The organism is Methylophilus sp. DW102 (assembly GCF_037076555.1).
GTDB lineage: Bacteria > Pseudomonadota > Gammaproteobacteria > Burkholderiales > Methylophilaceae > Methylophilus > Methylophilus glucosoxydans.
In genome coordinates, this window is the sequence record NZ_AP029023.1 from 1 (window position 1) to 26,897 (window position 26,897).

Here is a 26,897-nt window from a genome sequence, read left to right on the forward strand (position 1 = left end):
ATGGAAAATTTTTGGGCCTATTGTTTGTTAAAGTTCGAGCAAGAGCTGTCAGCACAACAATACAACACCTGGATCAAACCCCTGAAAGCACGCATCAATGGGGAATCCGTGCAAATTGTTGCGCCCAACAAATTTGTCATGCAATGGGTCAAAAGCAAGTTTTTTTCACGCATAGAGACGATCGCGACCGAACTCTCTCCAACAGCCATTCTTGAACTGATTGTCGACAGTAGTGAATCCTTGGCACCGGCAGCACCCGCCGTGGTTAACAAGGCAGCCAGTGTGAGCGAAAACCCGGTTGAAGCCGCCATTGCAACACCACCGACAAAAACCGTTAGCAAACCAAATCGGCCCCCCATTCCACGATCAAGCGCAAAACCGGTTAAAAATGAGAAGAGTAGTGGGCTCAATGACAGTTTCTTGTTTGATAACTATGTCACTGGCCGTGCAAACCAGCTAGCACGCGCAGCGGCAATACAGGTGGCAGGCAATCCTGGTCAGGCATATAACCCACTGTTTATTTATGGCGGCGTCGGCTTGGGCAAAACACATTTGCTACAAGCCATCGGCAACGAATTAAAGAAAATTAAGCCAGAAGCGAATATCCGTTACCTGCACGCAGAACGTTATGTCTCCGATGTAGTAAAGGCTTATGAAAACAAGGCGTTTGATGAATTCAAACAACTTTATCATTCGCTGGATCTATTGCTGATTGATGATATTCAGTTTTTCGCCAAAAAAACACGCACCCAGGAAGAGTTTTTCTACGCGTTTAACACGCTGATCGAAGAAAAAAAACAAATCGTCATCACTTGCGATACCTATCCTAAAGAAATCGCCGACATGGATGAACGGCTACGTACTCGCTTCAGCTGGGGGCTTACCGTCGCGGTGGAGCCACCAGAGCTGGAAATGCGGGTAGCCATTCTGCGCAAAAAGGCTGAAAACCTGAATATAGATCTGCATGAAGATGTGGCCTTTTTTGTCGCCAAACAGATACGCTCTAGCGTGCGAGAACTTGAAGGCGCCTTGAATCGTATTATTGCCATGGCTAACTTTACCGGTCATGCCATTGATGTGCATCTGGCCAAAGACGCACTACGAGACCTGATTGCCGTGCGCGGCCGCCAGATCACCATCGAAAACATTCAAAAGACAGTCGCTGACTATTACAAAATCAAAGTCAGCGATATGTTTAGCAAAAAACGCTCACGAAATGTCGCCAGACCGCGCCAGGTGGCCATGTCTTTGGCGCGTGAGCTTACCAATCATAGCTTTCCAGAGATTGGGGAAGCTTTTGGCGGACGTCACCACACAACCGTGATGCACGCCTGCGAAGAAATTGAACAATTACGCTTGAATGACCAGACGCTGGCACGTGATATTGGTTTACTCACACAAGTGATCAGGGATTAAAACAAGCAAGTCATGCTGTGGATAAGTTGAGAATGACGTGTGCTTAAATATTGCGTATAGACTGAATAAAATCAGTTTACAATATCAGCCACAAACGATGCAGGTTTAAACCGCAATTTATGCACAAGGCAATATTCGGATAAGTCTTTGAATTATTTATATTTTTAGACTTACCCACAAAAAAACGTAACATTACTATTATTCTTATCTTTTATATATTGAAATAAAGTTATTAATTAGGTCAGGCCATGCAAATCAAAATTAACCGTGAGGTTTTGCTTAAACCACTCAATAGTGTGACTGGCATCGTAGAGCGTCGGCATACATTACCTATCCTTTCTAACCTGTTAGTTAACATCAAACAGGATGAAATGCATTTGACCGCTACCGACCTCGAAATGCAGATTTCTCTGAAAGTACATGGCGGCATTGAAGGCGAATTAAGTACAACGATTTCAGCAAAAAAACTGCTGGATATCTGCCGTTCATTGCCTGACAGCACCACGATAGAAATGAATAATCAGGATAATCGCATTACACTGAAAGCAGGCAAGAGCCGCTTTAACCTGCAAACACTGCCTGCAGCAGATTATCCTTTGATGAGCAAAGCCAGTGGCCAAAACATCAGTTTCAGTCTGGCGCAATCCGAGTTCAAACGCTTGCTCAAGCAAGTAGAATTTGCCATGGCGCAACAAGATATCCGCTATTATCTGAATGGCTTGTTGCTGGAAGTAAACGGCAACCAGTTGCACGTGGTGGGCACGGATGGACACCGTTTAAGTTATACCAATACCACCCTGGCGCAAAGCTTTGAAAAAACAGAAGTGATCTTGCCGCGTAAAACAGTGCTGGAATTGACGAAGTTGCTGGATGAGCAGTCAGATTCGCCTGTCGTGATTGAAGTCTTGAACGGACAGGTCAGCTTTGAATTTGGTGATATCCAACTGATCAGCAAAGTGATTGATGGCAAGTTTCCGGATTACAACCGTGTGATTCCCAATGGTCATCAAAATACTTTTCTGGTCAATCGCACACAAATCCTGAGCGCCTTGCAACGTGCGTCTATTCTGTCGAATGAAAAATATCGCAGTATCCGCATGGTCATCACCAATAATCAGCTCAAACTGATTAGCACCAACACCGAGCAAGAAGAAGCAGAAGAAGAACTCGATATCGACTACAGCAATGCCGCACTGGATATTGGTTTTAATGTCACTTACCTGATTGATGTGCTTAACAATCTGAGTGATGAACAAATTCAATTTGCGTTCGCAGACGCCAACAGCAGTTGCCTGATCACCGCAAGCAGCGATGCCAACTATAAATATGTTGTGATGCCAATGCGCATATAATGCTGGTAGCCGTGTTTCACGTGAAACACGGCCAATGTTAGGGTGATGGTCTTTTAACTCTCAATTAAAGAAACTTTTGTTATGGCACAGCCACAAGAATATAACTCAGACAGTATCAAGATTTTGGAAGGTTTGGACGCTGTACGTAAGCGTCCTGGCATGTACATCGGTGACACGTCAGACGGTTCTGGTTTGCACCACATGGTATTCGAAGTGCTGGATAACGCCATTGACGAAGCACTAGCCGGGCATTGTGACGATATTAAAGTGATTATCCACCCGGATAATTCCATCAGTATTTCTGATAACGGTCGCGGCATTCCGACCGATGTCAAAGATGACGATAAACATGAGCCCAAACGCTCCGCGGCTGAAATCGTGATGACCGAGTTACATGCCGGCGGCAAGTTTGACCAGAACTCTTACAAGGTGTCTGGCGGTCTGCACGGTGTGGGTGTGTCTGTCGTTAATGCGCTGTCAGACTGGTTAAAACTCAAGATTTACCGTAAAGGTAAGGTACATCAGATGGAATTCCATCGTGGCGTACCGCAAGCGCCATTGGCCGTGACTGGTACCACTGATAAAACCGGGACAGAAGTACATTTTCTGGCTTCTGTCGACACGTTTGTGCTGGTTGAATACCACTTTGAAATCCTGGCCAAGCGTATTCGCGAATTGTCCTTCTTGAACAACGGCGTCAAGATTGAATTAATAGATCAACGTACCGGCAAGTCAGAAAACTTTGCCTTCAGTGGTGGTGTAAAAGGGTTTGTGGAGTACATGAACCGCAGTAAAACGGTTTTGCACCCTAAAGTGTTTTATGCCATTGGTGAGAAAGACAACATCACGATAGAAGTAGCCATGCAGTGGAATGACAGCTACTCGGAAACGGTGCAATGTTTCACCAACAATATTCCGCAACGTGATGGTGGCACCCATTTGACCGGTTTGCGCACCGCCATGACACGGACGCTAAACCAGTATATCGAGCAAAACGAGTTTGCTAAAAAAGCCAAGGTCGAAACCACCGGTGACGATATGCGTGAAGGCATCACTTGTGTGCTTTCGGTCAAAGTGCCAGATCCAAAGTTCAGTTCACAAACCAAAGACAAACTGGTGTCCAGTGAAGTGCAACCAGTGGTCTCCGAAATTGTGTCCGCTAAACTGGCTGAGTTTCTAGAAGAAAACCCGATTGATGCCAAAATCGTATGTGGCAAGATTGTCGAAGCTGCGCGCGCGCGCGAAGCAGCCCGTAAAGCCCGTGAAATCACCCGCCGTAAAGGTGTAATGGACACCATGGGCCTGCCAGGCAAACTGGCAGATTGCCAGGAAAAAAATCCGGCGCTCTGCGAACTCTATCTGGTCGAGGGGGACTCTGCGGGTGGTTCTGCCAAACAAGGCCGTGACCGTAAATTCCAAGCCATTTTGCCACTCAAGGGTAAGATTTTAAACGTGGAAAAAGCACGTTTTGACAAGTTGCTGGGCTCTGCCGAAATTGCCACACTGATTACGGCCATGGGCACCGGCATAGGCAAAGATGACTTTAACCTGGAAAAATTGCGCTATCACCGCATCATCATCATGACCGATGCGGACGTCGATGGTGCGCACATCCGTACCTTGTTACTGACTTTCTTCTATCGCCAGATGCCAGAGCTGGTTGAAAATGGCCATATCTACATCGCACAGCCACCGCTATACAAAGTCAAACAAGGCCGTGACGAGCGTTACCTCAAAGATGAGCATGAGCTCGATGAATACCTGCTTAATTCAGCCTTGCGCGATGCCATACTGGTGACCAAAGAGGGCGGCGAGATTCTGAAAGATGAAGCCCTGACCAGCATCGCCAAACAAATGGTGCTGACCGAAGCCGTAATCCGCCGCATTGCTAATCTGTATGACGAAAGCGTTTTGCGCGCCATTCAGGATGTGGGCGAGGTTGACCTGAGCACGGAGGCCGCCGCTAACAATGTGGCAGAAAAACTGCGTCCTATCCTCGGTGCAGTCGGCTCAGAAGTGATTGTGTCACAAGATACAGAGACCAGCGCCTATCGTCTGGAAGTGAACAAATACGTGCACGGTAACCTGCAAAGTTGCGTCATTGATGCCGAGTTTGTAGGCAGCGGCGATTACCGCCAGATCAACCGCACTTCACAAATGGTGAATAACCTGCTGGGTGAAGGCGCCATGATCAAGCGCGGTGAAAAAGAGCAAAAAGTCAGCACCTTTAAACAGGCGTTAGACTGGTTGCTAGGCGAAGCCAAACATAACCTGAATATTCAGCGGTATAAAGGTCTGGGCGAAATGAACCCGGAACAACTGTGGGAAACAACCATGGATCCGACCGTACGTCGCTTGCTCAAAGTACAGATTGAAGATGCCATCGGTGCCGATGAAATCTTCACTACCTTGATGGGTGATAACGTGGAACCGCGCCGCGCCTTTATCGAAAGCAACGCCTTAAGTGTCAGTTCACTGGATATTTAAGCGCATCAGTGTTTCACTAAAAAGGCTCCTGAGGGAGCCTTTTTTATTTGTCATAAGTTTATGAAACGCAGCAGTAAAGCCGCCAGTTTAAAGCTTAGGTTTTATCTAACAGACTGCTTTCTGATTCAAGCAGGGCTTTAAGATCCTCACGCCCTTGCGCCATAACGGTCGACAAGGCTTTTCTGTCATGGCGGATTTTGAGCGTGGTTTCCAGTTGCTCCACATCATGCTTTTCAAATTGCTGGATGATGCGATTTGCCGCTGTGGTTGTTTCACCAATGACCAATAGGGCTTGTCTGGCGGCCTCGAGTGAGGAGTAAAACGTCTCGCGGATGGGTTGCAAATCCAGCTCGCGCAAATCAAACGCATCCGTCCGGCTTCTGGCCCTGACCACAATGTTGACTTGTGGCCAACGCTCTTTGACCAGGCGGGCCATTTCTAGTGTGGCATGGGTGTCATTCAAAGCAATGACCAGCAATTTGGCCGAGCCAATGCCTGCTTCTTCAAGCACATCCAATCGTGACGCATCACCGTAGTAGCATCGCCAGCCAAACTGGCGGGTTAAATCAACCTGGTTGGGGTCGTTATCAATCAGGGTGGCGCTGATGCCTTTGGCTAACAGTACACGGCCAACAATCTGGCCAAAGCGGCCAAAACCGGCAATGATGACGTTATTATTTTCAGGGATGGCATCGCGTGGACGTTCTCCGCATTGCAGGGTTAAAAAGCGGTCATACAATAACAGCAGCAGCGGGGTGATGAGCATAGACACGGCGACGATGGCATTGAGGGTGTTATAGCTGCCGCGAGACAAGGATTCCTGGCTTAAGGCCAAGCCAAAAATCACAAACGCAAACTCGCCAATTTGCGAAATAGACAGGCCCAATAACAGTTTGTCGCGCAACGAGTATTTGAAAACCTGGCCCAGGCCCATCAATAAGACCATTTTGATCGCCACAATGAGCAGGGCAAAGCCAAAAATCAATCCAGGCTGTTGCGTGACCAGTGAGATATCTACGGTCATACCGACCGAAATGAAAAACAGCCCTAACAGCAGACCCTTGACTGGTTCAATGTCCAGCCTGAGTTCATAGCGGTATTCAGAGCCTGCGAGCAACACGCCCGCCAGAAAGGTACCGAGGGCCATCGACAAGCCGACCGATTGCATGGCCAGGGAGACCCCGATCACCAGTAACAATGAAAAAGCGACAAACATTTCGCGCAAGCCGGTTTGGGCAATCACGCGCATGACCGGGGGCAACAGCGTGTGGCTGGCAAAAATAATGGCAACAATCACGGCAATGGCCTTGCCCACGGCCATCACATCAAACCCTGTGCTGGCGTGATGCGGGGCAATCAAGGCCAGGATCATAAACAGCGGGATCACTGATAAATCCTGAAACAGCAGGGTGGCAAAGGCCGCTTGTCCGCCCGGCGTGTGTAACTGCTTTTTCTCAATCAGCGCTGTCAATCCAATGGCGGTCGATGACATCGCCACGCCCATGCCGATAATCAGCGCCTCCTGCCATGAAAAGTGCATTAAGTAGGCGATGCTGCCAACCACGGCGATGGTCAGTGTTACCTGCAAGCCACCCAGGCCAAACAACAGCTTGCGCAACTCCCATACTTTTTGCGATTCCAGCTCCAGACCAATTAAAAACAACATCAATACCACGCCAAACTCGGCAAAGTGCAGCACTTGCTCCGGGTCGGCAATCAACTTCAAGGCATAAGGGCCCAGCAAAATCCCGGCAATCAGATAACCCAGCACCGAACCCAGGCCGAGCCGCTTGAACAATGGCACCAGAATAATGGCGAAAGACAGGTAAATGGCCGCTTGCACCAGAAAGTCAGAAGTGGAATGCATGATGCCCTTAAGAGAAATAAAGATTGAAATAACGGCTGCTAAAAATGCTTTGCCAGATAAATCTGACATAACTATCAGATTGCTACCAATATATTACTGACAAACGCTTGTTTAAAGTGTCTATCAGCCATTCATAAACGCCATTTTAAAGAATTAACCGCTATGCAGACGCCTAAAGAATTTGCTGATCAGATTTTTGATGTATTAAGTTTTTCGATTGACTTAGCCTGCCATGAAAAAGAGTGGTTTAACGTCAGCCGCGATGCTCTCGCGTTTGGCTTTAGCCAAACCGATGTCTCCAGTGATTTTGCCTACGCCCAGCGCTTTGACCTGGAAGTCTCCCCCGAGATTTTCATCAGCCTGCATTACCGCTCGTTTGACCCCTCCGGCCCTTTCCGCCGCCTGCCTGGTGTGAGCAAGTTTGAGCTCACCCTGTCTGTTCAAGACAAAATGCAGCGCTTTCATCAAAACAGCTTTGATGAACCGCTCACGGCTAACGACCCCTCGGCTTGGGATGAGCTCTCCTACGCATAACGCCGTTTAAGACGGCCTTTGCGTTTTAGAGAGTCATCCACTGCCGGATCAGCGGCGCATGTTGCGTCCAACCTTTCTCGCGTACACACCAGTGTTGTACTTGCCCGCCCGCCAATAATAATTTTTTCGCATAGGCTGCTGCTTCATCCACAAGCGGATGGCCTTGTTCGCTAATGATGAGCGCATTAACCAGCCCCGCCAGTCGGCATGACTGGACAGGCGAAACATAAGGATGCCAGGCCAAACTGGGGCAGGGCGCATAGTCAGCCCATGCCGCCCGGCAGGGACTCTCGGTCAGGCTAGCGAGCGACGGCGAGGTTTGCAAGGCATCCAGCATGGGGTTAATCAAGACTTGCCCTTGCAGTTGCGCAGGTGCACGCAGCCCGCGGTCTCTGTAAAGCAGGGCGGTGACGGCAGCCAGATTGCCGCCAGCGCGCTCGCCACCTACAAATAGCAGCTTCGAATTTGCCCCTAATACTTTTGCATGTTCACTGAGCCACTGCAAGGCCTGGTAGGCGACTTCTATACTCTGTGGAAACTGCACACCCGGCGCCAGCGGATAATCTACACATACCACGACACAGCCATCTGAGAGGGCTTCAGCCAGTGCATGCGCGCTTTCAATCTGGCCCTGATTAAACAGGCCATCATGAAAATACAGCAGTGCTGGCCCTCGCTTTTGGCGGTGGTGGCGGCCAAACACCTGCAGTTTGATACTGTGGCCGGTGGCTGCATATTCAAAGGCGGTGGTCCACATGGTGTAGGGTTGATGCAATCGCTAAGGCAGGCACTGCGCTGCGTGCCTGCATTTGGGCATCGACTAGCGCAAACCGCCCCCCACCAGCAATTGCTCACCCGTCAGCCAATAAGCATCTTCAGAGGCCAGAAACACTGCGACAGAGGCAATATCATTCGGTTGCCCACTGCGCCCCAGTGGCGTCTGTGCCACATAGGCGGACTCCATTTCTGAACCGATCACCCCGGCGGTATGCGTGCCTTCTGTTTCCACCAGGCCAGGGTTCAAGGCGTTTACGCGAATCTTGCGTGGTCCCAACTCTCTGGCCAGCACGCCGGTGATGGCATCCACTGCGCCTTTGGTACCGGTATACACGGCACTTGCAGGGGGTGTTAAACGGCTCACTACCGAACCAATATTGATAATGCTGCCACCCTCAGGCAAGTGTTTGACCGCGGCTTGCGAGGTCAGTAACAGGCCCAGCACATTAATGTTGAATTGCTTGTGAAAATGGTCAGGCGTGATTTCTTCAAGGGGGGCAAATTCATACACCCCGGAGTTGTTGACCAAAATATCCAGCTTACCAAAGTGAGTGATCGCTGCGTCTACCAGCGCGTGTGCATCAGCCACCTCACTCACATTGCCGCCCACCGCCACCGCCTTGCCACCCGCTTGTGTAATCTCGGCCACTACTTTGTCAGCCCCAGCCTTGCTCGATAAATAATTCACCACCACCGCTGCACCCTCGCGGGCAAAGCGTTTGGCAATTTCTGCCCCTATGCCTTTAGAGGCCCCAGTGACTACAGCGACTTTTCCTTCCAGTTTCTTGCTCATCTTGATGCTCCTCAATTAATAAAGTGGTTTAAAACTGGTGACCACTATAAATAAATAAAAACCCCAGATAAATCACCTAAAAATGCAATCACTGTGCTAATTTATTGGACAATCAAGTCAAACAAGGACGGATATGGACCGTTTTGACACCATGTTGGCCTTTACCAGGGTGGTCGAGCTAGAGAGCTTCACCAAAGCCGCCATGTCGCTCAACCTGCCCAAAACCACGGTCTCGGCCCAGGTGCTGGCGCTGGAAAAACGCTTGCGCGTCAAACTACTGCACCGGACTACCAGACGCATCAGCGTGACTACGGATGGCGCTGCCTATTATGAGCGCGCTATCCGGTTATTAAACGAGCTCGAAGAAACCGAAGCCGCACTCACGCAGTCCACCGCCAGCGCAAAAGGGCGCTTGCGCGTAGACGTGCCCACGCCTTTAGGCCGGTTAGTAATTATTCCGGCCCTGGCCGAGTTTTTTAAACGCTATCCCGAGATCCAGCTGGAAATCGGCTGTGACGACAGGCCAATTGATTTACTGGAGGAGGGCGTCGATTGCGTGATCCGTGTCGGCAATCCTCAAGACGCCAGCCTGGTTGCCAGGCGCGTAGGCACCATGCAGTTTTTACTGGTCGCCGCCCCGCAATACCTCAACACTTATGGCAGGCCCACACAGCCAGAAGCGCTGCAACACCACCAGGGCGTGCACTTTTTTTCCTCCAAAACCGGAAAAATCCGCTCCTTTATGCTTACACATTCAGGCGAAGAACAAGAGGTCCCCGCCATGCGTAAACTTGCTATCAACAATGGTGATGCTATCGTCGCCGCTGCGCTGGCAGGGCTAGGCATCAGTCAGCTGCCCGCATTCATGGTGCAAGGGTATTTAACTGAGGGTAAATTAGAAAAGGTCTTGGCCGATTTTCCGGCCGGGAGTTTGCCGATTAACGCACTCTATCCACAAAATCGTCACCTCTCATCCAAAGTGCGGGCATTTATCGAGTGGGTGGCAGAGTTGTTTGAAGGGTGTCGTTTACTGCAAAAAACCAGTTAACTGAAATCGCCTAGTGAATAGGAAGCAAAATGAGCCAACGCGAACAAAATTTTGAAGAAACCTTGTTTCAACGCATCCCCCAAACTAAAAACCTGGGGATACACATTGCCAAAATGGAGGAACACCAACTCACCGCCCACGGCGATTTTTTGCCCAACAAAAACCACCTCGATATCGTGTTTGGTGGCAGCATCGCTGCTATTTCAATTACCACGGCCTGGGCACTGGTGCAGTCCAAAATTGAACAAGCCGGGCTTAAAGGCAGCCTGGTCATCAAGCGGCAAGAGATTGATTATCTATTGCCAGTGAAAACAGACTTTGAATGTGTAGCGAGTTTTCAATCAGCGGATGATTGGGACAGTTTTAAAAAGACTTATCAGGAAAAGGGCAGGGCGAAAATTATAGTCATGGCTCAAATGATCAGCGAAGCCAAAGTCACCTCAAGATTTCAGGGAGTGTTTGTTTTGTATCAATGATGCTTAATGCCCATGATGCACTTATGAGGATGATTAAATGGAAAATACAGAACCTACCCGCGAAGAGATCAATGCCCTCATAGGTGCCACGCTACTAGAGTTTGGCGCCAGTTGGTGCGGCTACTGCAAGGCGGCGCAATCTACAATCAGCGCTGAACTCATCCAGTTCCCGCATATCCGCCACCTTAAAATTGAAGATGGTAAAGGCCGCAGGTTGGGGCGGTCGTTTCACGTGAAACTATGGCCGACGCTGATTTTTATAAAAGAGGGCATGGAAGTGACGCGTTTAGTCAGGGACATACAACCGGCTGAATTAAAGTCTGCACTTTTAAGGCTCAGTGATCGCTGACGTGCCATTAACACACATCATCAAGATGTGTCGGCTCGCACGTGTGGCCGTGGTCATTGGATGCACGCATGTTTTTTGCCATTTCGTAGCTCATTTTTCTGAGGCGGGTGACTGAGCCTAGTGGGCGGTGGGCGGCCAGGCCATGCCAGGGTGAGAACAGCATGCCTTCATCCACCACATGCGAACGGTATGGACTCCAGGCAATTTGGGGTTTGGCGGTGATGCGGGCGACCGGGATATAAGGGGAGCGCTCTTCTGGCCAGATGATGGTGGCGTCTTCGATGGGCATGGTTTGGAGATCGGTGCAGAGTTGTACGCGTAGCTCCCAAACGGCGGTGCGCTTGATAAAAAAATCGACGATGGATTTTCTGAGGCCGTCGGAGGCGAATAGGTCTATGGGTTTGTTGCTGAGGGCGATGAGGTCGGGGGCGATGGGGACAACCGCGATTTTAGCCATGTAGTCACCATACATGATCGGGTCCTGGCTGATGTAGGTTTCACCGAGCAAGTTAGTTTCTTGCGACTGGTAGAGGTGGTTAAGCTGCGATTGCTGGCCATATTTGAGCGACTCGACCAAATGTGCGGTAGAACGGAACAATTGCGCGAGGAAATGCCGGAACTCTGTACTGGTGTTGGGCGAACACGCTAAGTGTTTGAGGTTGTTTAAAAACACCTGCACGCTGGAGGATAAAAAACTGGCGCCGTTTACAAATAAAAAATTTTGCGTGATGGCGTCTTCACTGCCTGGCAGGCGCTCGCCTTCTACACCTACCACCTTTAGCGCGAGGCTGCGGGGCGTACCGGGTTTGTCGTGCAGGATGTCACCAGGGACAGTGGAAAAGCGCATAATCAGCGGCAGGGTTTGCGGGCGTGCAAACAGGCCTTGTGCATAGGCAGGCGGCAGTTGGTCATAGATTTGCATTTCGGCTGTGAGCAGGCCGTGGCTTTTCAGGTGCACACTGCGTGCAGCATGGGTGGCGGCCTGGCTGCTGATTTCTGAAAGCTTGTGCAGAGTTTGCTGCAGGTGCTGCTGGCGGGTGCGTTCGGTGGTGGCTACCACCTCGTAATCGGGCTGGTAACTTAGGGGCGAGACTACAAATTGATCTGTTTGCTGCATCACAACCCCCTTTTGCAATTGGGTTTATCGGATCAGTGCCAAGCACATTGATTTCTAGAGGGCGGGGTACCGCCCACTCTGATATTACTCTTTGGTCTCACCGGCTTCTTTGCGTTGTTTATTCACAATACGTGCAGCGACTTCTTCTTCGCGGCCAGGATAGCGGTGATCCTTTTTAAATTCCTCTTTGAGTTTTTCATATTCACGTTCACGTTTCGGGCTGGAACCTCTGGGCATGTCACACCTCCTTTTGCGTGAGTGCAAACGGCAGCCGTTATGGCTGCCGTATTGTCTTGTTATCAAACTGAAGTCGAAAATTCATTCAACCTTCATTTTCAAACGCGACAATTGCAGATTACGCGGGTAACTGGCGGTAGGGCATCCGGTTCAGGCTTAAGCGACTGTAGGAAGCGCTTTATGCCACGGGTTGCCAGTCATAAACTTTTGAACGCATTTAGGCTAAAAAAATCCTTAAACCGGGATTCTTTACGCTTGCAAAGCCTTAAGGGTTGGCGGCAGACAAAGCATGGTAAGACGTCATCAAGTTGCGGTAATCTGGAATATGGTTGGCACAAAGGGCACCCAGGCCTTCAATATCGTGGCGCCAGTCGCGCTGCAGTTCACAGGCCACGCCAAACCAGGTCATCATGTGTACCCCGGCGGCTTGCATGCGTAGCCAGGCGGCATCGCGGGTAAGGGCGTTAAAAGTGCCTGAGGCATCGGCGACCACAAATACTTCAAAACCGGCTTCAATGGCTGAGAGTGCGACAAACGCGACACAAACCTCGGTGACGACGCCAGCAATAATGAGCTGCTTCTTACCTGTCGCCTTGATGGCCTGTACAAAGTCCGGGTTATCCCAGGCATTAATCTGGCCGGGGCGAGCGATGTAGGGCGCATCGGGAAACAGTGTCTTGAGCTCTGGCATAAGCGGGCCGTTGGGACCGGTTTCAAAGCTGGTGGTTAGGATGGTGGGCAGGTTAAAAAATTTGGCGGCATCGGCCAATGCAAGCACATTGTTTTTAAAGCGGTCTGGCTCGATATCGCGTACCAGTGATAATAAGCCAGCTTGGTGGTCTACCAACAATACGGCAGCGTTGTCACGGTCCAGACGGGTGTAGGGTGTATTTTTCATAATGTAATCCTCTCGAGATGTGGTTGGCTGGGTCACCGCCGTCAGTACTGCTGGTTGACGGCGGTGCCTGCTGTTTTAATGTGATCAAGATGCCTGGCCCTTAAGCGGTGGCAAAACGGCCCTGGTTGTAGTCATTAATGGCCTGGTCGATTTCCTCCCAGCTATTCATGACAAAAGGACCATGCCCGATCACCGGCTCATTGAGCGGCTCACCATTGAGCAATAGCAACGTGGTGTCTTGCTGGGCCTGCAATACCAGTTCAGTCCCTTCACGCTGCATCACGGCCAGTTCACTAGGGCGGATGGTATGCACTTCACCGGTTTTCACTGCGCCATGCAACACAAAAATCGCCGTCGTGTGCCCCTCAGGCAAGGTGAAGGTGGTGCGCGTGCCTGCATTGAGGCGTACATCCCACACGTTCATTGGCGTGAAGGTCTTGGCCGGGCCTGGGTTGCCGTCATATTCACCGGCAATGACACGTACCTTGCCTGCCTCTTGCGGCAGAGTGACCTCAGGAATCTGGGCATGGGTAATGCCTTGATAGCCTGGCGCGGTCATTTTGTCCTTGGCAGGCAGGTTGACCCATAACTGGATCATTTCAAACGGACCGCCCGTGCGGGCATAGTCATCGCCGTGATACTCCTCGTGAATAATGCCTGAGCCCGCGGTCATCCACTGGACTTCACCTGGGCCAATGGTGCCGCCCGCGTTGGTGGAGTCATGGTGCGAGACTTGGCCATCGTAGACGATGGTGACCGTCTCAAAGCCACGGTGCGGGTGTTGGCCGACGCCGCGTCTATGTGCTGTTGGCTCAAAGCTAGTGGGGCCTGCATAGTCCATCAGCAAAAAGGGTGAAATATCACTGGCGATATCGCGGTAAGAAAAAATGCTTTGTACCGGAAAGCCGTCACCGACCCAGTGGTTGCCGTTACTGCGTTTGATAAATGCCAGTTTTTTCATGGTTTGCTCCTTGTTCAGGGGTGTGCGTGATTGCATGGATCACACTATAGACAGATGACAATCAGGTAACTAGATGGTTAAATGTGAAATTACTTTTCATTTAATTGAATAATCATGGACTTTAACGAAGCGGCGGTGTTTGTCAGGGTGGTGCAGGCCGGCAGCTTTAGCGCGGCCGCCCGTCAACTGGGATTGCCGACGTCGACAGTGAGCACGCGGGTGGCAAGACTGGAGCGGCGGCTGGGTGTGACCTTGCTGCAACGCACCACGCGCCGTTTGCACCTGACCGAGGCGGGCAGCCTGTATTTTGAACATGCTTCGACCGGGTTGGGGTATTTAATGGAGGCAGAGGCCGCACTTGATGAGGCCAGGCAACAGCCGCAAGGGACATTGAAAATGACGGCTCCGGCGGATTTGGGCGATGCGCTGTTGGGACATTTGCTAGCCGAAACGCAGGCGCGTTATCCGGCATTGTCACTGGAGCTGTGGTTGACCGAGCGTTATGTCGATTTGGTCGCAGAAGGCGTGGATGTAGCGATCCGCATGGGGGAGTTACGCGACTCCAGCCTGATTGCCAAATCGCTGGGGACCATACAGTGGGCGTTATTTGCCAGCCCGGCTTATTTGCAGCAGGCTGCGCCTATCAACTCTCCGGTCGAGCTGGCACAGCATCCCTGTGTGCAGTTTACGCCCATGGGGCGGCATCATTGGGAGTTGCAGCGGGGCACCAATGAGATCCGGGTGCCCTTGCCGGGTCAGGTGTTGGTCAATAATATCGGTGTTGTCAAAACCATGGTCGAGAGCGGGCAGGGGGTGGCTTTGTTGCCAACCTTTATTTGTCAGGCGGCGGTGCGGCAGGGTGGCTTGCAACGTCTGTTGCCAGAGTGGCGTGGCCAAGCTGATGCGGTGCACCTGGTGTATCCTAAGCAGCGCTTTATGCCACCCAAGCTACGCGGGTTTATTGACCTGGCAGTGACTGCCCTGAAGCCACTGTTTGTCGCCTAGCCGGACACGAATTCTAAAGACTGCCTCCCGCAATCCCTTGAGGGGACTCACTTTCTTTCTACAGGCGCTGTAGATGCCCCCGTGACCCGGGGCGACTGAAGTTACGCTTGCATCACTGACATTTCTTAGTATTTTTTTGCCATTCTTCAGCTAAAAATCGTGGCTTGGCTGCTGTCATTTTGCGTTTTTTGGCGCATGATACCAAGATAAGCAATTAAAGTATCAGCCGCTTTTAACCGTTGTTAAGACATTAACAATTATAGGCAGGGGGATGCGTGCGTTGAACACCACCACGGCAGAATCATCAGCGCTACACATTGAAATTGTGGATATGCTGTATGGCAATAACCGCAGGTCATTACTGGCTGCGTTTATTGTCATGGCTGCGTTGCTGCTCGTGCAACGGCATTTGATCGCCTCACCGATTCTGCTGATTTGGAGCGTACTTTTTCTGCTGGCCTATGGCGCACGTGCCTTTTTAACCTACCAATATGCCAAAGACCCGGTGCGTGAGGCACATACCCGGCAATGGTTGCAGTGGTTTCGCGCCACCTCTCTGTTTTGCGGCATCGCCTGGGGTCTTGCGGGGATTCTGCTGTTTCCCGAGAGCGATACCGAACATCAGGCCTTTTTAATCTTTGCGCTGGTGGGTGTCTGCGGGGCAGGCATCGTCATTTATTCGGTGGATACCACGACGAGTAATTTGTTCACGGGTGGGATTTTGTTGTTCATGATTCCACGCTTTGTGCTACATGGCACACAGTTGTCGCTGGCGCTGGCGGTGCTATTTATAGTCTATGTGATTTATGTGACGGTGGCCGGCCGCAGCCTCGCCAGCAGTTTGCGTGACAATATTATGCTACGTATTGCCTCTAACCTGGACAATAAAAAAGTCCACCAATTGGCCTATTATGATTTTTTAACCGGGCTGCCTAACCGCCGTCTGTTAACGGATAGGCTCAACCAGTCATTTGCCCGCTGTGCACGGCACAAAAGTTATGGCGCGGTCATCTGCCTAGACCTGAATAATTTCAAGGGCCTCAATGACAGCAAAGGCCATCAGGCTGGCGATGAATTGCTACAGCAGGTGGCGGCGCGTTTATCCTTGAGCTTGCGCAAACGCGATACGATTGCACGCATGGGTGGCGACGAATTTATTGCCGTGCTGGATGATCTCTCTAAGGATAAGGCAGAGGCGGTGGTTGCCGCGCATCGGGCGGCCGAGAATATGATGGCGGTATTTTCTGCGCCGTTTGAGCTGCAAGACAGTTTGTACCGCACCTCGCCCAGTATCGGTATTTGCCTGTTTATGGGGGATCACTTCGACGAAGCCGAGGTGTTGCGTCGTTCAGATATTGCCATGTATCAGGCCAAAAAATCGGATAAGCTCAACAGTATCCAGATGTATGACGAGACGCTCCATCCCGCCATCGAGCAACGTGCGTCGCTTGAGAATGAGCTGGCATTTGCCTTGCAGGCCAATCAACTGTTGTTGTATTACCAGGTGCAGGTGAATGCGGCTCAGCAACCCATTGGTGCCGAAGTCTTGTTACGCTGGCAACACCCGACACTGGGCATGATTCCGCCCGACCAGTTTATCCCGATTGCAGAGGAGACGGGCGACATTGTGCCCATCGGGCATTGGGTGCTGACTCAGGCCTGCCAGCAACTCAAGCATTGGGCTGATTCTGCACACACGGCTGGACTTAAACTATCCGTCAATGTCAGTGCCAAGCAGTTTAGTCAGCCCGACTTTGTGCGGCAGGTGACAGAGATTGTGCTGGCCAGTGGCTGTGATGCGCGCCACCTGTGCCTGGAGTTGACCGAAAGTCTGATCGTAAAAAACATTGATGAGGTAATTGGCAAGATCAAGGCACTTAAGGCGCTGGGCATCACCTTCTCGCTGGATGATTTTGGCATAGGCCAGTCTTCACTGTCGGTATTGAGACGCTTGCCGCTGGATGAACTCAAGATCGACCGCAGTTTTATTAAAGATATTGCGCATAACAACTACGATTCATTCATTGTGCAAACCATCATCAATATGGGCAAAAATCTGAGTCACTCGGTGATTGCCGAAGGCGTGGAGTTACAGCAGCAGATGACCATGTTGCAGCATATGGGCTGCCAGCGTTTTCAGGGCTATTTGTTTAGCAAACCGGTGCCACTGGCTGAGTTTGAAGCCTGCTTGCAGGCGATTCTGACGCAGCCTGAGGCTTTGGCCAGATTGCAGACTGGCCTCTATTAAACCTTGATCCACTCTTCCGCCTGACTTAACCAGCGTTGCAAATGTGCGCTCACCGCTGCAGGGTCTGTCTGCAGCAGTTTTTCGGCCACGGGCTTCGCCGCGTCAAGCAGGTGCTCGTCCCGTTCCAGGTCGGCAATTTTGAGCATGGGCACGCCGCTCTGACGCGTGCCTAGCAGCTCGCCCGGGCCGCGAATATGCAAGTCGGCTTGCGCAATGGCAAAGCCATCATTGCTCTCATAAATCACTTTCAGCCGTTGGCGGCCAATTTGTGAGCATTGCTGTTTGCTATATAGCAGGATGCAGGTACTTTTTGCAGCGCCGCGGCCGACGCGTCCACGTAACTGGTGCAACTGACTCAGGCCCATGCGTTCGGCGTGTTCAATCACCATTAAACTCGCATTCGGTACATCCACGCCGACCTCAATCACGGTGGTGGCCACCAGCAACTGAATCTGATTGCCCGCAAACGCCTGCATGACGGCCTGCTTCTCTACGGGTTTCATGCGGCCATGCACCAGCCCGACCTTGAGGGTAGGGAACACCTGCTGCATATAGGCAAACGTGTCATTGGCGGTTTGCAATTGCAAGGCCTCAGACTCTTCAATTAGCGGACACACCCAGTAGGCTTGATGTCCTTGCGTGCAGGCCTCATAGACGCGCTGCAAAATCTCTTCACGTCTGTCATCCGCCACCAGTTTGGTGACGATAGGGGTCCGGCCCGGCGGTAGTTCGTCTATCACCGACACATCGAGGTCGGCGTAGTAGCTCATGGACAAGGTGCGTGGAATCGGCGTGGCTGACATCATGAGCTGGTGCGGTTCCAGCGCCGTGGCTTGTCCGCTGGTCGCACCTTTTTTTCTAAGGGCCAGCCGCTGGCCGACACCAAAGCGGTGCTGCTCATCCACAATTGCCAACCCCAGTTGCTTGAACTGCACTTCGTCCTGAAACAGCGCATGTGTACCTACGGCTAACATGGCTTCACCATTGGCAATCATTGACAGTGACTGCTCACGTTCCCTTTTCGGCTGGCTACCTGTCAGCCAGGCCAGTGTGATGCCCAAGGGCTGTAACCAGCTACTGAGTTTCTTGTAATGTTGTTCGGCCAGGATTTCCGTGGGCGCCATCATCGCCACTTGCCAGCCGTGTTCGATCAGTTGTAGCGCGGCCAGGCAAGCGACGATAGTTTTGCCACTGCCAACATCGCCTTGCAGCAAGCGCTGCATGGGGTAGGGTTGGCCCAGGTCCTGGCGGATTTCTTTCACCACTTTTTGCTGTGCTGCGGTGAGCTCAAACGGCAGCATGGCGAGCAGGCGGTCAGCCAGCGCATGGGTGTCTGCAATCGCGGGGGCCGTGGCGCGTTTGCGCCGGGCATAATGCTGGCGCATGGATAACTGTTGCGCCAGCAACTCGTCATAAGCCAGGCGTTGCCAGGCCGGATGGCTGCGGTCTTCCAGGCTGGTAAGCGGGCTGTCTGGCGAGGGTTGGTGCAGCAAGTGCACGCTGCTGGCAAAGTCTGGCAGGGCCAGGGAGGCATATACCCAGGCGGGCAGGGTTTCGGTTAACAATGCAGGCTGCAATACCAGATTGACCGCTTTGCGCAGGCTATTCTGGCTCAAGCCTGCGGTGGTGGGGTAGACGGGTGTCAGTGCCTGATTGACGGGGGTTTCTTCACTGACTTTGCGTTGGGTGGGGTGCACCATTTCATAGCCAAAAAAGCCGCCACGCACTTCACCAAACACGCGCAAGCGCTGGCCTGGTTGCATGAGGGCGATCTGGCTGGGATAAAAATGTAAAAAGCGCAAATGCAGGATGCCAGTGTCATCTTGCAGGCTGACATTGAGCGCTTTGCGCGGTTTGTAGCTGACCTCCTGATGTACCACCACACCTTCAACCTGCGTTTGTTCACCCAGACGCAAATCGCGGATAGCGGTAATGCGCGTTTCATCCAGATAACGCAAGGGCAAGTGCAGCAGTAAGGCTTCGGCCGAGGTAATCCCCAGTTTGCCCAACTGGCTGCGCAGGGCAGGCGACAGACCTTTGATTTCGCTCAAGGGACGCATGCGGTCAAGTCAGGCTTACTGGATGCGCTGCTCCACCTGGTTGCCTTTGACGCGGTTGATACGCACGATCTGCTGGATCTTGCGCAGGTTGCGGATCAAGGTAGCCAGATGCACTCGGTTGTGGACCTGCAAGGTAAAGTTGACGTTGGAGTACTGGCTGCCGTCGCTGGTCTCCACACTCACATTGTCAATGTTGGCTTCTGCATTGGAAATGGTGGCCGCAATCTTGGCCAGCATGCCGCGCTCATCCACCACCGTGATACGCAAGTTGACGCTGAACAGTTTTTTCGGATCCGCATCCCATTCCACATCCAGCCATTTTTCCGGATCCAGCCGGAATTTGCGGATGGCGGGGCAATCATGCGTGTGAATGACCAGGCCTTTATCTTTATTGATAAAGCCCAGAATCGGGTCGCCAGGAATCGGGCGGCAGCAGGGCGCAAACTGAACAGCCATCCCCTCGGAGCCGCGGATGGTAATCGTATCGAGTACCTTGCCGGTTTTATCTTCGGTTTCGGCTGGATGGGCCAGCAGCTGGTGCGCTACCATCAGGCTATTACGTTTGCCGAGGCCGATATCGGTCAGAATTGCCTGGCGCGTTTTGCTGCCATAGTCATTCATGACCTTTTGCCATTGTTTGTCGCTAATGTCACCCGGCTCGATATGCATGGCGCGTAACGCCACATTAAGCATACGCTCGCCCAGTTGTGCCGACTCTTCCACCTTGACCGTTTTCAGGTAATGGCGGATATGCGAGCGTGCCTTGCCGGTCACCACATAATTGAGCCAGGCCGGATTGGGCTTGGCCAGCGGGGCAGTAATGATTTCCACATGGTCGCCATTGCGCATTTCACTGCGTAGCGGTGCCAGCTCATTATTGATCTTGACCGCGACACAGCTATTGCCCACATCAGAGTGGACGGCATAGGCAAAATCCACCGCCGTCGAGCCACGTGGCAAGGCCATGATGTTGCCTTTGGGCGTAAACACATAGACCTCGTCCGGGAACAGGTCGACCTTGAAGTTCTCCAGAAACTCGTGGCTATCATCGCTTTCGGTCTGGATTTCTACCAAGCGTTGCAGCCACTGGTGGGTTTGTTGTTGCAGCTTGGTCAGGTGGGCATCGGTGGTTTTATACAGCCAGTGCGCAGCCACCCCGGCATCGGCAATGTTGTGCATCTCCTGGCTGCGGATTTGCACCTCAATCGGCGTGCCAAACGGACCAAACAGGGTGGTATGCAACGATTGATAACCGTTGGCCTTGGGGATGGCAATGTAGTCCTTGAAGCGGCCGGGAATAGGTTTGTAAAGCGCATGCAGCGCCCCTAACGCCAGATAGCAGGCGGCGTTGTCCTTGACGATGACGCGAAAACCGTAAATGTCGTTAATTTGCGACAATTTCATCGATTTTTCGCTCATCTTTTTGTAAATACTGAATAGATGTTTTTCGCGGCCCTGTACATCGTACTCAATGCCGTATTGCAATAGCTGGTTTTGGATGGCCTCCAGGATCTTGCTGATCACTTCTTTACGGTTACCGCGTGCCAGCCGGATGGCTTTGTCGATCACGTGGTAGCGGTTGGGGTATAAATACTTGAGGCTCAGGTCTTCCAACTCATGGTAAATCGGGTTCAGGCCCAGCCGGTTGGCAATTGGCGCATAAATATCCAGCGTTTCACGGGCGATGCGCTTTTGCTTTTCTGGCCGCATGGCGTCCAGTGTTTGCATGTTATGCAGCCGGTCGGCCAGCTTGACCAGGATCACGCGGACATCCTGGCTCATGGCCAACAGCATTTTGCGGAAGTTTTCCGCTTGTGCCTGCATGGCAGTTTGCAACTCGACCTTATCCAGCTTGGTCAGGCCGTCTACCAGGTCAGCCACTTGTTTGCCAAAGCGCTCGGCAATGGCGGCACTGTCGACTTCGGTATCCTCGACCACATCATGCAGCAATGCGGCCAGCAGGGTAGGCAGATCCAGGTGCAGTTTAGCCAGAATACAGGTCACCGCCACCGGGTGCGAGATATACGGTTCACCGGTTTTGCGGGTTTGTCCCGCATGCGCCTGGTCGGCATAGTGATACGCTTGCCAGACCAGTTGCACTTCTTCTTCGTTGAGATATTTGCGGATCAGCTGCGTAAGGGGGGAATCCTCACGGTCAGCGGGGAGCAAGTCCGCTTCGCTCAGCGGCGGTTTGGACTTGCGATGGGCATGGTCGCCTTGGGTGTGAGGCATGGCTGCTTAAGCGTGGCCCTTTTTCTCTAAGATCTCTACACCGATTTTACCGGCAGCAATTTCACGCAAGGCAATCACGGTCGGTTTGTCTTTTTGTGAATAACCACTGACGAGTGGATCGGAACCATTGGCCAATTGTCTGGCGCGATAAGCCGCGACCAGCGTCAGTTGAAAACGGTTAGGGATGTTGTCCAAGCAATCATCGACAGTAATACGTGCCATAAAAACCTCTATCTGTGTGAACCTGAAGTGCGGCGTGCGCCGGCTTAGGTAAGGGATTGAATCAATGACGCGTGACAGGCTACCTGGCGGTTTAACTGCAAGCGCTGGGCGCGAACAATCGCCATCAGATCCTGCAAGGCCACGTCAAAATTATCATTAATTGTAACATAATCAAACTCATGCACGTGACGCATCTCCTCACGCGCGGCGGACAGTCGTTGTGCAATCACGGCTTCACTGTCCTGGCCGCGGCTGTTGAGGCGGTGCGCCAGCGCTTCGATGGAAGGCGGTAGAATAAAAATAGAGGTCGCGTCAGGGAATAAGGTTCTGATCTGCTGTGCGCCTTGCCAGTCGATTTCGAGGATCACATCGCGGCCGGCAGCCAGGGCGCCTTCGACTTCGCTTTGCGCGGTGCCATAGCGGGCGCTGTGCACATGTGCGCTTTCCAGAAAACCGCCGGCGTCTAGAATCTCCAGAAATGCGGGCTCTGAAACAAAATGATAGTGGATGCCGTCTTCTTCACCCGGACGCGGTGCACGCGTGGTGTGCGAAACAGACAGTTTCAGGATCGGGTCTTGCGCCAGCATGGCGCGCACCAGGCTGGTTTTACCGGCGCCAGAGGCGGCAGAGATAATAAATAAATGGCCGTGACTCATCATGCACACCATTCAGGGTCAGGCAAGGAAGAGAACACGGCTTTCAGGCCCTCGCTCCAGCCTTTACGGATGCTGGCATAACAAGGGTCATCTTCTGTCAGGCGTTGCCGTTTGCCGGCGCTTAAAGTATCAGTTCGGTATATCATCAAATCAATCGGTAAGGCCACAGAAATATTGCTGCGGATGGTGGAGTCAAAAGAAATCAGCACGCATTTTACCGCATCTGTGACATTGGTTTGATGTTTGATCACACGATCAATGATCGGCTTGCCGTATTTGGTTTCGCCGATTTGCAGGTAAGGCGTATCCGGGGTCGCTTCGATAAAATTACCGGCGGCATACACATTAAACAGGCGTGGCTTTTCGCCCTTGATTTGCCCTGCGACCAGTACGCTGGCACTAAAGTCTATGCCGTGCTCCTTGAGTGCTTTGCCGTCACGCTGATGCACGCTGCGCATGGCTGCACCCACCACGCTGGCGGCTTCAAACATCGAGTGCACATTGTGCAGGTTGGCATGGCCTTCTGCCGACTTGAGTTGTTCGCGGCACAGGTTGACCACGGATTGCGTGATCGCCAGATTGCCTGCGGTCAGCAGCACAATCATGCGTTCACCCGGCACCTCAAACACGTGCATCTTGGGTGCAATCGCCACCTGGTCCACCCCGGCATTGGTGCGCGTGTCTGATGCCAATACCAGACCTTGTTCAAGCAGGATTCCTACACAGTAAGTCATCTCAAGTCAGTCATTTATCAAGTTAACAAATATCATAGCATGCGAGTACTTGCTATTGCTGGGCGGCTTGTGCCTGCTCACGTAATTGCTGTAAGTGTGCCTGCCGTTGCGCTTCGCTCAGCGCTGTCTGGCGGTTGACGCTCACCATGCTGGCCATGCCTTCCTGGCCGCCACCCATACGTGAGCCAGTCACCGGACTGGCACTGCGGTAGTCGAGACCGACCGCCAGTTTGACATGGGTTTCATCCACCGGAATACCATTCGAGACATCCAGCCCCAGCCATGTCTCTTGTTGCCAGACTTCTACCCAGGCATGGGTTTGCATCAGGCTGCCATCCTCGGTAAACAGGTAACCACTCACATAACGGGCAGGCCAGCCCAGGCTGCGGCAGCAAGCGATAAAAGCATGCGCATGGTCCTGGCAGACGCCCTTGCCCAGCTCAAAGGCGAGGGCGGCGGGGGTGTTCACCTCGGTGGCGCCTTTGCTGTATTGCATGCGGTCGCGCAAGGCCTGCATTAGCGCTTGCGCGGGCGCATGGGCAAAGTCTTTGGCAAAGGCCATGATGGCATCATCGGGCTGGGTGAGGGGCGTGTCTCGCAAAAAAACAGTCACTGGCAAGGTTGCCTTGTCTGCGCTGGTCGCGGCGCCCGTTTCGACCTCACCGCTCACCGTGATCAGTAAAGCCTGGTGCGGCTGGTCGACGACCAGTGTGTGTGCCAGGTTGCCAAACGCATCTGCAAACGGGGTCAGCTGCCCGGCTACCTTGATCTCCCAATGTCTGACTTGCTGGCGCGGGTCCGTGCGGGGTGTCAGGCGCAGTTGCTGTATGGTGTATGGCACCATTTCGCTGTACACATATTGGGTTTGATGTTCGATGGTTAACCGCATGTCGCTTCCCAAATAAAAAAGCGCAGTGCTGTCTTAGAGCAATCTGCGCATGAGGGGTTCATGGCAATCGTGTGTCAGGCGTCAGGCCGTGGCGCTTAAAAAATTACGTTGTATTTCCTCGCCCAGTTTGCGGTTGGCCAGAATAAATTCATCCAGAAAATGGTGTACGCCATCTTTTAAAATGTCCAGCATGCGGCCGTAATGCAGTCTGGCATGCATCTGGCCAGCCAGCCGCTCGGCTTCGGTGTGGCGGCTGCCAGCGACCTGGCGCAAAATCGGCATGATCTCGGCGTAACAGGCATGCAGAGACCGCGGCATGTCTTCACGCAGAATCAATAATTCAGACACCTTGGTCGGTTCAATGGCATCGCGGTAGACTTTTTGGTAAGCCTGAAATGCCGAGACCGAGCGCAACACCGCACTCCATTCGTAATAATCCACCGCGCCGTCATTGGCTTCTTGCATGGGCATCAAGTACTCATACTTCACATCCAGCAGGCGGGCAGTATTGTCTGCGCGTTCCATAAACGTGCCCAGGCGCACAAAGCTAAAGGCCTCGTCACGCAACATGGTGCCAAAACAGACACCACGGAACAGGTGCGAACGGCTTTTCACCCATTCGCAAAATTCGCTCAAACCGGATTGGGTCAGGTCCTGTTTGATATATTGTCCAAACTCAATCCACAGCGTGTTCATGTTTTCCCAGGTCTCGGTGGTCATGGCCACACGCACGGCACGGGCGTTTTCACGCGCACTACGCAATGAGCTGTAAATGCTGGACGGGTTCTGGCTATCCATGACCAGATGCTTGATGACGTTGGCGGCCGACAGCTCTTTGTAATTGCTGTCATAAATGTCGCGGATCCCGGCAATTTCAAGCACGGCATCCCAAAGTTCCGCTTCGTTGCTGCTGTCTGACGGCAACAGCGACATGTTATAAGTCACGTCCAGCACACGGGCCACGTTTTCAGCACGCTCGATATAACGTGCCATCCAATATAAATGATCTGCGGTACGGCTTAACATATGACGGCCTCTTGCGTTGCTTGTTGGGCAGCCATTTGCGACTGCACGGTTTCTGCACTGACATCGTCCCGCTCCAGCACCCAGGTATCCTTGGTGCCGCCCCCTTGCGAGGAGTTCACCACCAGTGACCCTTCTTTGAGCGCTACCCGCGACAGGCCACCCGGCACCACACTGACCGTTTTGCCAGACAGCACAAATGGCCTTAAATCCACATGACGCGGCGCAATGCCCTGGTCGACCAGCGTTGGGCAGGTTGACAGTGCCAGCGTCGGCTGCGCGATGTAGTTAGCGGGTTTGGAGACGATGCGTAAACGGAATTCTTCAATTTCCTGCTTGCTGGCTGTGGGGCCTACCAGCATGCCGTAGCCGCCAGAGCCCTGCACTTCCTTGACGACCAGCTCGGGCAGATGATCCAGCACATAGGCCAGATCATCTTCCTTGCTGAGTTGATACGTAGGCACGTTCTGCAAGATGGGGGATTCACCCAAGTAGAACTTGATCATCTCCGGCACGTAAATATACGTCGCCTTGTCATCGGCCACGCCGGTGCCTACAGCGTTGGCCAATGTGACGCCACCATTGCGGTAAACGGAGAGCAGACCTGGCACGCCCAACAGGGAATCGGGCTTGAACACCAGAGGGTCGAGGAAGTCGTCGTCAATGCGGCGGTAGATCACGTCCACCCTTTGCGGGCCTTGCGTGGTGCGCATATAGACGGCGTTATTACGGACAAACAAATCCTGGCCTTCCACCAGTTCTATGCCCATTTGCTGGGCGAGGAAGGCATGTTCAAAGTAAGCGCTGTTGTAAGCGCCAGGTGAGAGCAATACCACGGTCGGGTCAGTGACGCCGGTCTGGGCGACCGAGCGCAGGTTGTTCAGCAGTACACTGGGGTAATGCTCCACCGGGGCAATCGGGTATTTTTTAAACAAATCCGGGAACAGCCGCATCATCATCTTGCGGTCTTCGAGCATATAAGACACGCCGGAAGGGGTACGCAGGTTGTCTTCAAGCACGTAAAACTGCGACTCGCTGGTGCGGACCAGGTCTATCCCTGCCACATGCGCATACACCTGGTTAGGCACAGTCACACCCACCATTTCCGGGCGGTATTGCGAATTGGTCAGGATGCTGTGCGGGACAATGCCGGCCTTAATGATTTCCTGATCATGATAAATATCATGCAGAAACATATTGAGGGCGCGTACGCGCTGGACGGCACCTTTGGACAAATGCGCCCATTCACTGGCCGAAATCATGCGTGGAATCACATCAAATGGAATCAGGCGCTCGGCACCATCTTCTTCACCATACACGTTAAACGTGATGCCGACGCGGCGGAACAGGACTTCCGCTTCTGCGCGTTTGGCCGCCAGTTGCTGGGTAGGCACATTCGCCAACCAGCGGTTATAGGCCTGGTAAATCGCCCTTACATTGCCCCCATAGCCCTGCATTTCATCAAAAAACTGTTTGGCCGTTTGCGTCATCGTGCTGGACCTTTGCCTTACTTGTA

General features: G+C 52.4%; 24 protein-coding genes. 9 read left to right on the forward strand and 15 right to left on the reverse strand.

Annotation, left to right across the window (positions count from 1 at the left end):
* The 3 genes from dnaA to gyrB all read left to right on the forward strand — a co-directional run bounded on the left by dnaA (position 1) and on the right by gyrB (position 5,255).
* Positions 1 to 1,416, forward strand: a complete 1,416-nt coding sequence (dnaA, locus tag AACH41_RS00005; protein WP_338655909.1) for a chromosomal replication initiator protein DnaA — start codon at positions 1 to 3, stop codon at positions 1,414 to 1,416.
* Positions 1,417 to 1,664: 248 nt separating this feature from the next.
* The gene (gene dnaN / locus AACH41_RS00010; protein ID WP_194749656.1) at positions 1,665 to 2,768 is read left to right on the forward strand and encodes a DNA polymerase III subunit beta; all 1,104 of its coding nucleotides are present in this window, start codon (positions 1,665 to 1,667) and stop codon (positions 2,766 to 2,768) included.
* Positions 2,769 to 2,849: 81 nt separating this feature from the next.
* The gene (gene gyrB, locus AACH41_RS00015) at positions 2,850 to 5,255 is read left to right on the forward strand and encodes a DNA topoisomerase (ATP-hydrolyzing) subunit B (RefSeq protein ID WP_194749655.1); all 2,406 of its coding nucleotides are present in this window, start codon (positions 2,850 to 2,852) and stop codon (positions 5,253 to 5,255) included.
* A 94-nt stretch (positions 5,256 to 5,349) separates the two neighbouring features.
* On the opposite strand, the gene AACH41_RS00020 is transcribed toward gyrB, so the two are convergent.
* Positions 5,350 to 7,122: a monovalent cation:proton antiporter-2 (CPA2) family protein gene (locus AACH41_RS00020; RefSeq protein WP_338655911.1), complete on the reverse strand. Its 1,773-nt coding sequence runs from the start codon at positions 7,120 to 7,122 to the stop codon at positions 5,350 to 5,352.
* A gap of 162 nt (positions 7,123 to 7,284) precedes the next feature.
* On the opposite strand from AACH41_RS00020, the gene AACH41_RS00025 reads away from it, so the two are divergent.
* Complete coding sequence (locus AACH41_RS00025; RefSeq protein WP_338655913.1) at positions 7,285 to 7,656, forward strand: hypothetical protein; 372 nt, start codon at positions 7,285 to 7,287, stop codon at positions 7,654 to 7,656.
* Between the two features lie 25 nt (positions 7,657 to 7,681).
* Here the strand turns inward: AACH41_RS00025 and AACH41_RS00030 are convergent, their stop codons facing one another.
* Positions 7,682 to 8,413 (reverse strand): alpha/beta hydrolase fold domain-containing protein, encoded by a 732-nt coding sequence (locus tag AACH41_RS00030; protein ID WP_338655914.1) that lies wholly within the window; start codon positions 8,411 to 8,413, stop codon positions 7,682 to 7,684.
* A 63-nt stretch (positions 8,414 to 8,476) separates the two neighbouring features.
* On the reverse strand, positions 8,477 to 9,226 hold the full coding sequence (locus AACH41_RS00035) for a glucose 1-dehydrogenase (RefSeq protein WP_338655916.1): 750 nt from the start codon (positions 9,224 to 9,226) through the stop codon (positions 8,477 to 8,479).
* 133 nt (positions 9,227 to 9,359) lie between these two features.
* Here AACH41_RS00035 and AACH41_RS00040 point away from each other — a divergent pair, with 133 nt between their 5' ends.
* Genes AACH41_RS00040 through AACH41_RS00050 form a run of 3 tightly spaced genes read left to right on the forward strand, consistent with a single transcriptional unit; the run spans position 9,360 to position 11,099 of the window.
* A complete protein-coding gene (locus AACH41_RS00040; RefSeq protein ID WP_338655918.1) occupies positions 9,360 to 10,274 on the forward strand; it encodes a LysR family transcriptional regulator in 915 nt (304 codons plus the stop codon).
* Between the two features lie 29 nt (positions 10,275 to 10,303).
* Complete coding sequence (locus AACH41_RS00045) at positions 10,304 to 10,750, forward strand: YiiD C-terminal domain-containing protein (protein ID WP_338655920.1); 447 nt, start codon at positions 10,304 to 10,306, stop codon at positions 10,748 to 10,750.
* 37 nt (positions 10,751 to 10,787) lie between these two features.
* A complete protein-coding gene (locus AACH41_RS00050) occupies positions 10,788 to 11,099 on the forward strand; it encodes a thioredoxin family protein (protein WP_338655922.1) in 312 nt (103 codons plus the stop codon).
* A 7-nt stretch (positions 11,100 to 11,106) separates the two neighbouring features.
* Here AACH41_RS00050 and AACH41_RS00055 read toward each other — a convergent pair whose 3' ends face one another.
* The 4 genes from AACH41_RS00055 to AACH41_RS00070 form a co-directional block, all read right to left on the reverse strand.
* Positions 11,107 to 12,216: a catalase family protein gene (locus tag AACH41_RS00055; RefSeq protein ID WP_338655924.1), complete on the reverse strand. Its 1,110-nt coding sequence runs from the start codon at positions 12,214 to 12,216 to the stop codon at positions 11,107 to 11,109.
* Between the two features lie 84 nt (positions 12,217 to 12,300).
* Entirely contained in the window at positions 12,301 to 12,453 is a 153-nt protein-coding gene (locus AACH41_RS00060; protein ID WP_313984608.1) for a hypothetical protein, read from the reverse strand.
* Between the two features lie 265 nt (positions 12,454 to 12,718).
* Entirely contained in the window at positions 12,719 to 13,351 is a 633-nt protein-coding gene (gene ycaC / locus AACH41_RS00065) for an isochorismate family cysteine hydrolase YcaC (RefSeq protein ID WP_338655925.1), read from the reverse strand.
* Between the two features lie 100 nt (positions 13,352 to 13,451).
* Positions 13,452 to 14,312, reverse strand: a complete 861-nt coding sequence (locus AACH41_RS00070) for a pirin family protein (protein ID WP_313984601.1) — start codon at positions 14,310 to 14,312, stop codon at positions 13,452 to 13,454.
* Positions 14,313 to 14,426: 114 nt separating this feature from the next.
* On the opposite strand from AACH41_RS00070, the gene AACH41_RS00075 reads away from it, so the two are divergent.
* Together AACH41_RS00075 and AACH41_RS00080 are read left to right on the forward strand one after the other, a co-directional pair.
* The gene (locus tag AACH41_RS00075) at positions 14,427 to 15,317 is read left to right on the forward strand and encodes a LysR family transcriptional regulator (RefSeq protein ID WP_338655927.1); all 891 of its coding nucleotides are present in this window, start codon (positions 14,427 to 14,429) and stop codon (positions 15,315 to 15,317) included.
* A 271-nt stretch (positions 15,318 to 15,588) separates the two neighbouring features.
* Positions 15,589 to 17,565 carry an EAL domain-containing protein gene (locus AACH41_RS00080; protein ID WP_338655928.1) on the forward strand — a complete coding sequence of 659 codons (1,977 nt, stop codon included), beginning with the start codon at positions 15,589 to 15,591 and terminating at the stop codon, positions 17,563 to 17,565.
* Here AACH41_RS00080 and recG read toward each other — a convergent pair.
* The 8 genes from recG to AACH41_RS00120 all read right to left on the reverse strand — a co-directional run bounded on the left by recG (position 17,562) and on the right by AACH41_RS00120 (position 26,871).
* The gene (recG, locus tag AACH41_RS00085) at positions 17,562 to 19,625 is read right to left on the reverse strand and encodes an ATP-dependent DNA helicase RecG (protein WP_338655929.1); all 2,064 of its coding nucleotides are present in this window, start codon (positions 19,623 to 19,625) and stop codon (positions 17,562 to 17,564) included. The genes AACH41_RS00080 and recG overlap by 4 nt on opposite strands.
* Positions 19,626 to 19,640: 15 nt before the next feature.
* Positions 19,641 to 21,857, reverse strand: a complete 2,217-nt coding sequence (locus AACH41_RS00090; RefSeq protein WP_338655931.1) for a bifunctional (p)ppGpp synthetase/guanosine-3',5'-bis(diphosphate) 3'-pyrophosphohydrolase — start codon at positions 21,855 to 21,857, stop codon at positions 19,641 to 19,643.
* Between the two features lie 6 nt (positions 21,858 to 21,863).
* Positions 21,864 to 22,079 carry a DNA-directed RNA polymerase subunit omega gene (gene rpoZ, locus AACH41_RS00095; protein ID WP_194749635.1) on the reverse strand — a complete coding sequence of 72 codons (216 nt, stop codon included), beginning with the start codon at positions 22,077 to 22,079 and terminating at the stop codon, positions 21,864 to 21,866.
* 44 nt (positions 22,080 to 22,123) lie between these two features.
* Positions 22,124 to 22,735 carry a guanylate kinase gene (gmk, locus tag AACH41_RS00100; protein ID WP_194749699.1) on the reverse strand — a complete coding sequence of 204 codons (612 nt, stop codon included), beginning with the start codon at positions 22,733 to 22,735 and terminating at the stop codon, positions 22,124 to 22,126.
* Positions 22,735 to 23,469 carry a proteasome-type protease gene (locus AACH41_RS00105; RefSeq protein ID WP_194749634.1) on the reverse strand — a complete coding sequence of 245 codons (735 nt, stop codon included), beginning with the start codon at positions 23,467 to 23,469 and terminating at the stop codon, positions 22,735 to 22,737. The genes gmk and AACH41_RS00105 overlap by 1 nt, the downstream gene beginning before the upstream one ends.
* 52 nt (positions 23,470 to 23,521) lie before the next feature.
* Entirely contained in the window at positions 23,522 to 24,358 is an 837-nt protein-coding gene (locus AACH41_RS00110; protein WP_338655932.1) for a transglutaminase family protein, read from the reverse strand.
* Between the two features lie 81 nt (positions 24,359 to 24,439).
* A complete protein-coding gene (locus AACH41_RS00115; protein WP_275357416.1) occupies positions 24,440 to 25,384 on the reverse strand; it encodes an alpha-E domain-containing protein in 945 nt (314 codons plus the stop codon).
* Positions 25,378 to 26,871: a circularly permuted type 2 ATP-grasp protein gene (locus tag AACH41_RS00120; protein ID WP_194749631.1), complete on the reverse strand. Its 1,494-nt coding sequence runs from the start codon at positions 26,869 to 26,871 to the stop codon at positions 25,378 to 25,380. Before AACH41_RS00120 ends, AACH41_RS00115 begins: the two co-directional genes overlap by 7 nt.
* Between the last annotated feature and the right edge of the window lie 26 nt (positions 26,872 to 26,897).

Excerpts from the sequence above, each read along its gene's own strand:
- AACH41_RS00075 (WP_338655927.1), top strand. The coding sequence starts at position 14,427 with ATGGACTTTAACGAAGCGGCGGTGTTTGTCAGGGTGGTGCAGGCCGGC.
- rpoZ (WP_194749635.1), bottom strand. The coding sequence starts at position 22,079 with ATGGCACGTATTACTGTCGATGATTGCTTGGACAACATCCCTAACCGT.
- AACH41_RS00090 (WP_338655931.1), bottom strand. The coding sequence starts at position 21,857 with ATGCCTCACACCCAAGGCGACCATGCCCATCGCAAGTCCAAACCGCCG.
- AACH41_RS00045 (WP_338655920.1), top strand. The coding sequence starts at position 10,304 with ATGAGCCAACGCGAACAAAATTTTGAAGAAACCTTGTTTCAACGCATC.
- gmk (WP_194749699.1), bottom strand. The coding sequence starts at position 22,735 with ATGAGTCACGGCCATTTATTTATTATCTCTGCCGCCTCTGGCGCCGGT.
- AACH41_RS00120 (WP_194749631.1), bottom strand. The coding sequence starts at position 26,871 with ATGACGCAAACGGCCAAACAGTTTTTTGATGAAATGCAGGGCTATGGG.
- AACH41_RS00035 (WP_338655916.1), bottom strand. The coding sequence starts at position 9,226 with ATGAGCAAGAAACTGGAAGGAAAAGTCGCTGTAGTCACTGGGGCCTCT.
- AACH41_RS00110 (WP_338655932.1), bottom strand. The coding sequence starts at position 24,358 with ATGCGGTTAACCATCGAACATCAAACCCAATATGTGTACAGCGAAATG.
- AACH41_RS00060 (WP_313984608.1), bottom strand. The coding sequence starts at position 12,453 with ATGCCCAGAGGTTCCAGCCCGAAACGTGAACGTGAATATGAAAAACTC.
- AACH41_RS00105 (WP_194749634.1), bottom strand. The coding sequence starts at position 23,469 with ATGACTTACTGTGTAGGAATCCTGCTTGAACAAGGTCTGGTATTGGCA.
- AACH41_RS00030 (WP_338655914.1), bottom strand. The coding sequence starts at position 8,413 with ATGTGGACCACCGCCTTTGAATATGCAGCCACCGGCCACAGTATCAAA.
- gyrB (WP_194749655.1), top strand. The coding sequence starts at position 2,850 with ATGGCACAGCCACAAGAATATAACTCAGACAGTATCAAGATTTTGGAA.
- dnaN (WP_194749656.1), top strand. The coding sequence starts at position 1,665 with ATGCAAATCAAAATTAACCGTGAGGTTTTGCTTAAACCACTCAATAGT.
- AACH41_RS00025 (WP_338655913.1), top strand. The coding sequence starts at position 7,285 with ATGCAGACGCCTAAAGAATTTGCTGATCAGATTTTTGATGTATTAAGT.
- AACH41_RS00055 (WP_338655924.1), bottom strand. The coding sequence starts at position 12,216 with ATGCAGCAAACAGATCAATTTGTAGTCTCGCCCCTAAGTTACCAGCCC.
- AACH41_RS00050 (WP_338655922.1), top strand. The coding sequence starts at position 10,788 with ATGGAAAATACAGAACCTACCCGCGAAGAGATCAATGCCCTCATAGGT.
- AACH41_RS00115 (WP_275357416.1), bottom strand. The coding sequence starts at position 25,384 with ATGTTAAGCCGTACCGCAGATCATTTATATTGGATGGCACGTTATATC.
- recG (WP_338655929.1), bottom strand. The coding sequence starts at position 19,625 with ATGCGTCCCTTGAGCGAAATCAAAGGTCTGTCGCCTGCCCTGCGCAGC.
- AACH41_RS00040 (WP_338655918.1), top strand. The coding sequence starts at position 9,360 with ATGGACCGTTTTGACACCATGTTGGCCTTTACCAGGGTGGTCGAGCTA.
- AACH41_RS00020 (WP_338655911.1), bottom strand. The coding sequence starts at position 7,122 with ATGCATTCCACTTCTGACTTTCTGGTGCAAGCGGCCATTTACCTGTCT.
- dnaA (WP_338655909.1), top strand. The coding sequence starts at position 1 with ATGGAAAATTTTTGGGCCTATTGTTTGTTAAAGTTCGAGCAAGAGCTG.
- AACH41_RS00070 (WP_313984601.1), bottom strand. The coding sequence starts at position 14,312 with ATGAAAAAACTGGCATTTATCAAACGCAGTAACGGCAACCACTGGGTC.
- AACH41_RS00080 (WP_338655928.1), top strand. The coding sequence starts at position 15,589 with ATGCGTGCGTTGAACACCACCACGGCAGAATCATCAGCGCTACACATT.
- ycaC (WP_338655925.1), bottom strand. The coding sequence starts at position 13,351 with ATGAAAAATACACCCTACACCCGTCTGGACCGTGACAACGCTGCCGTA.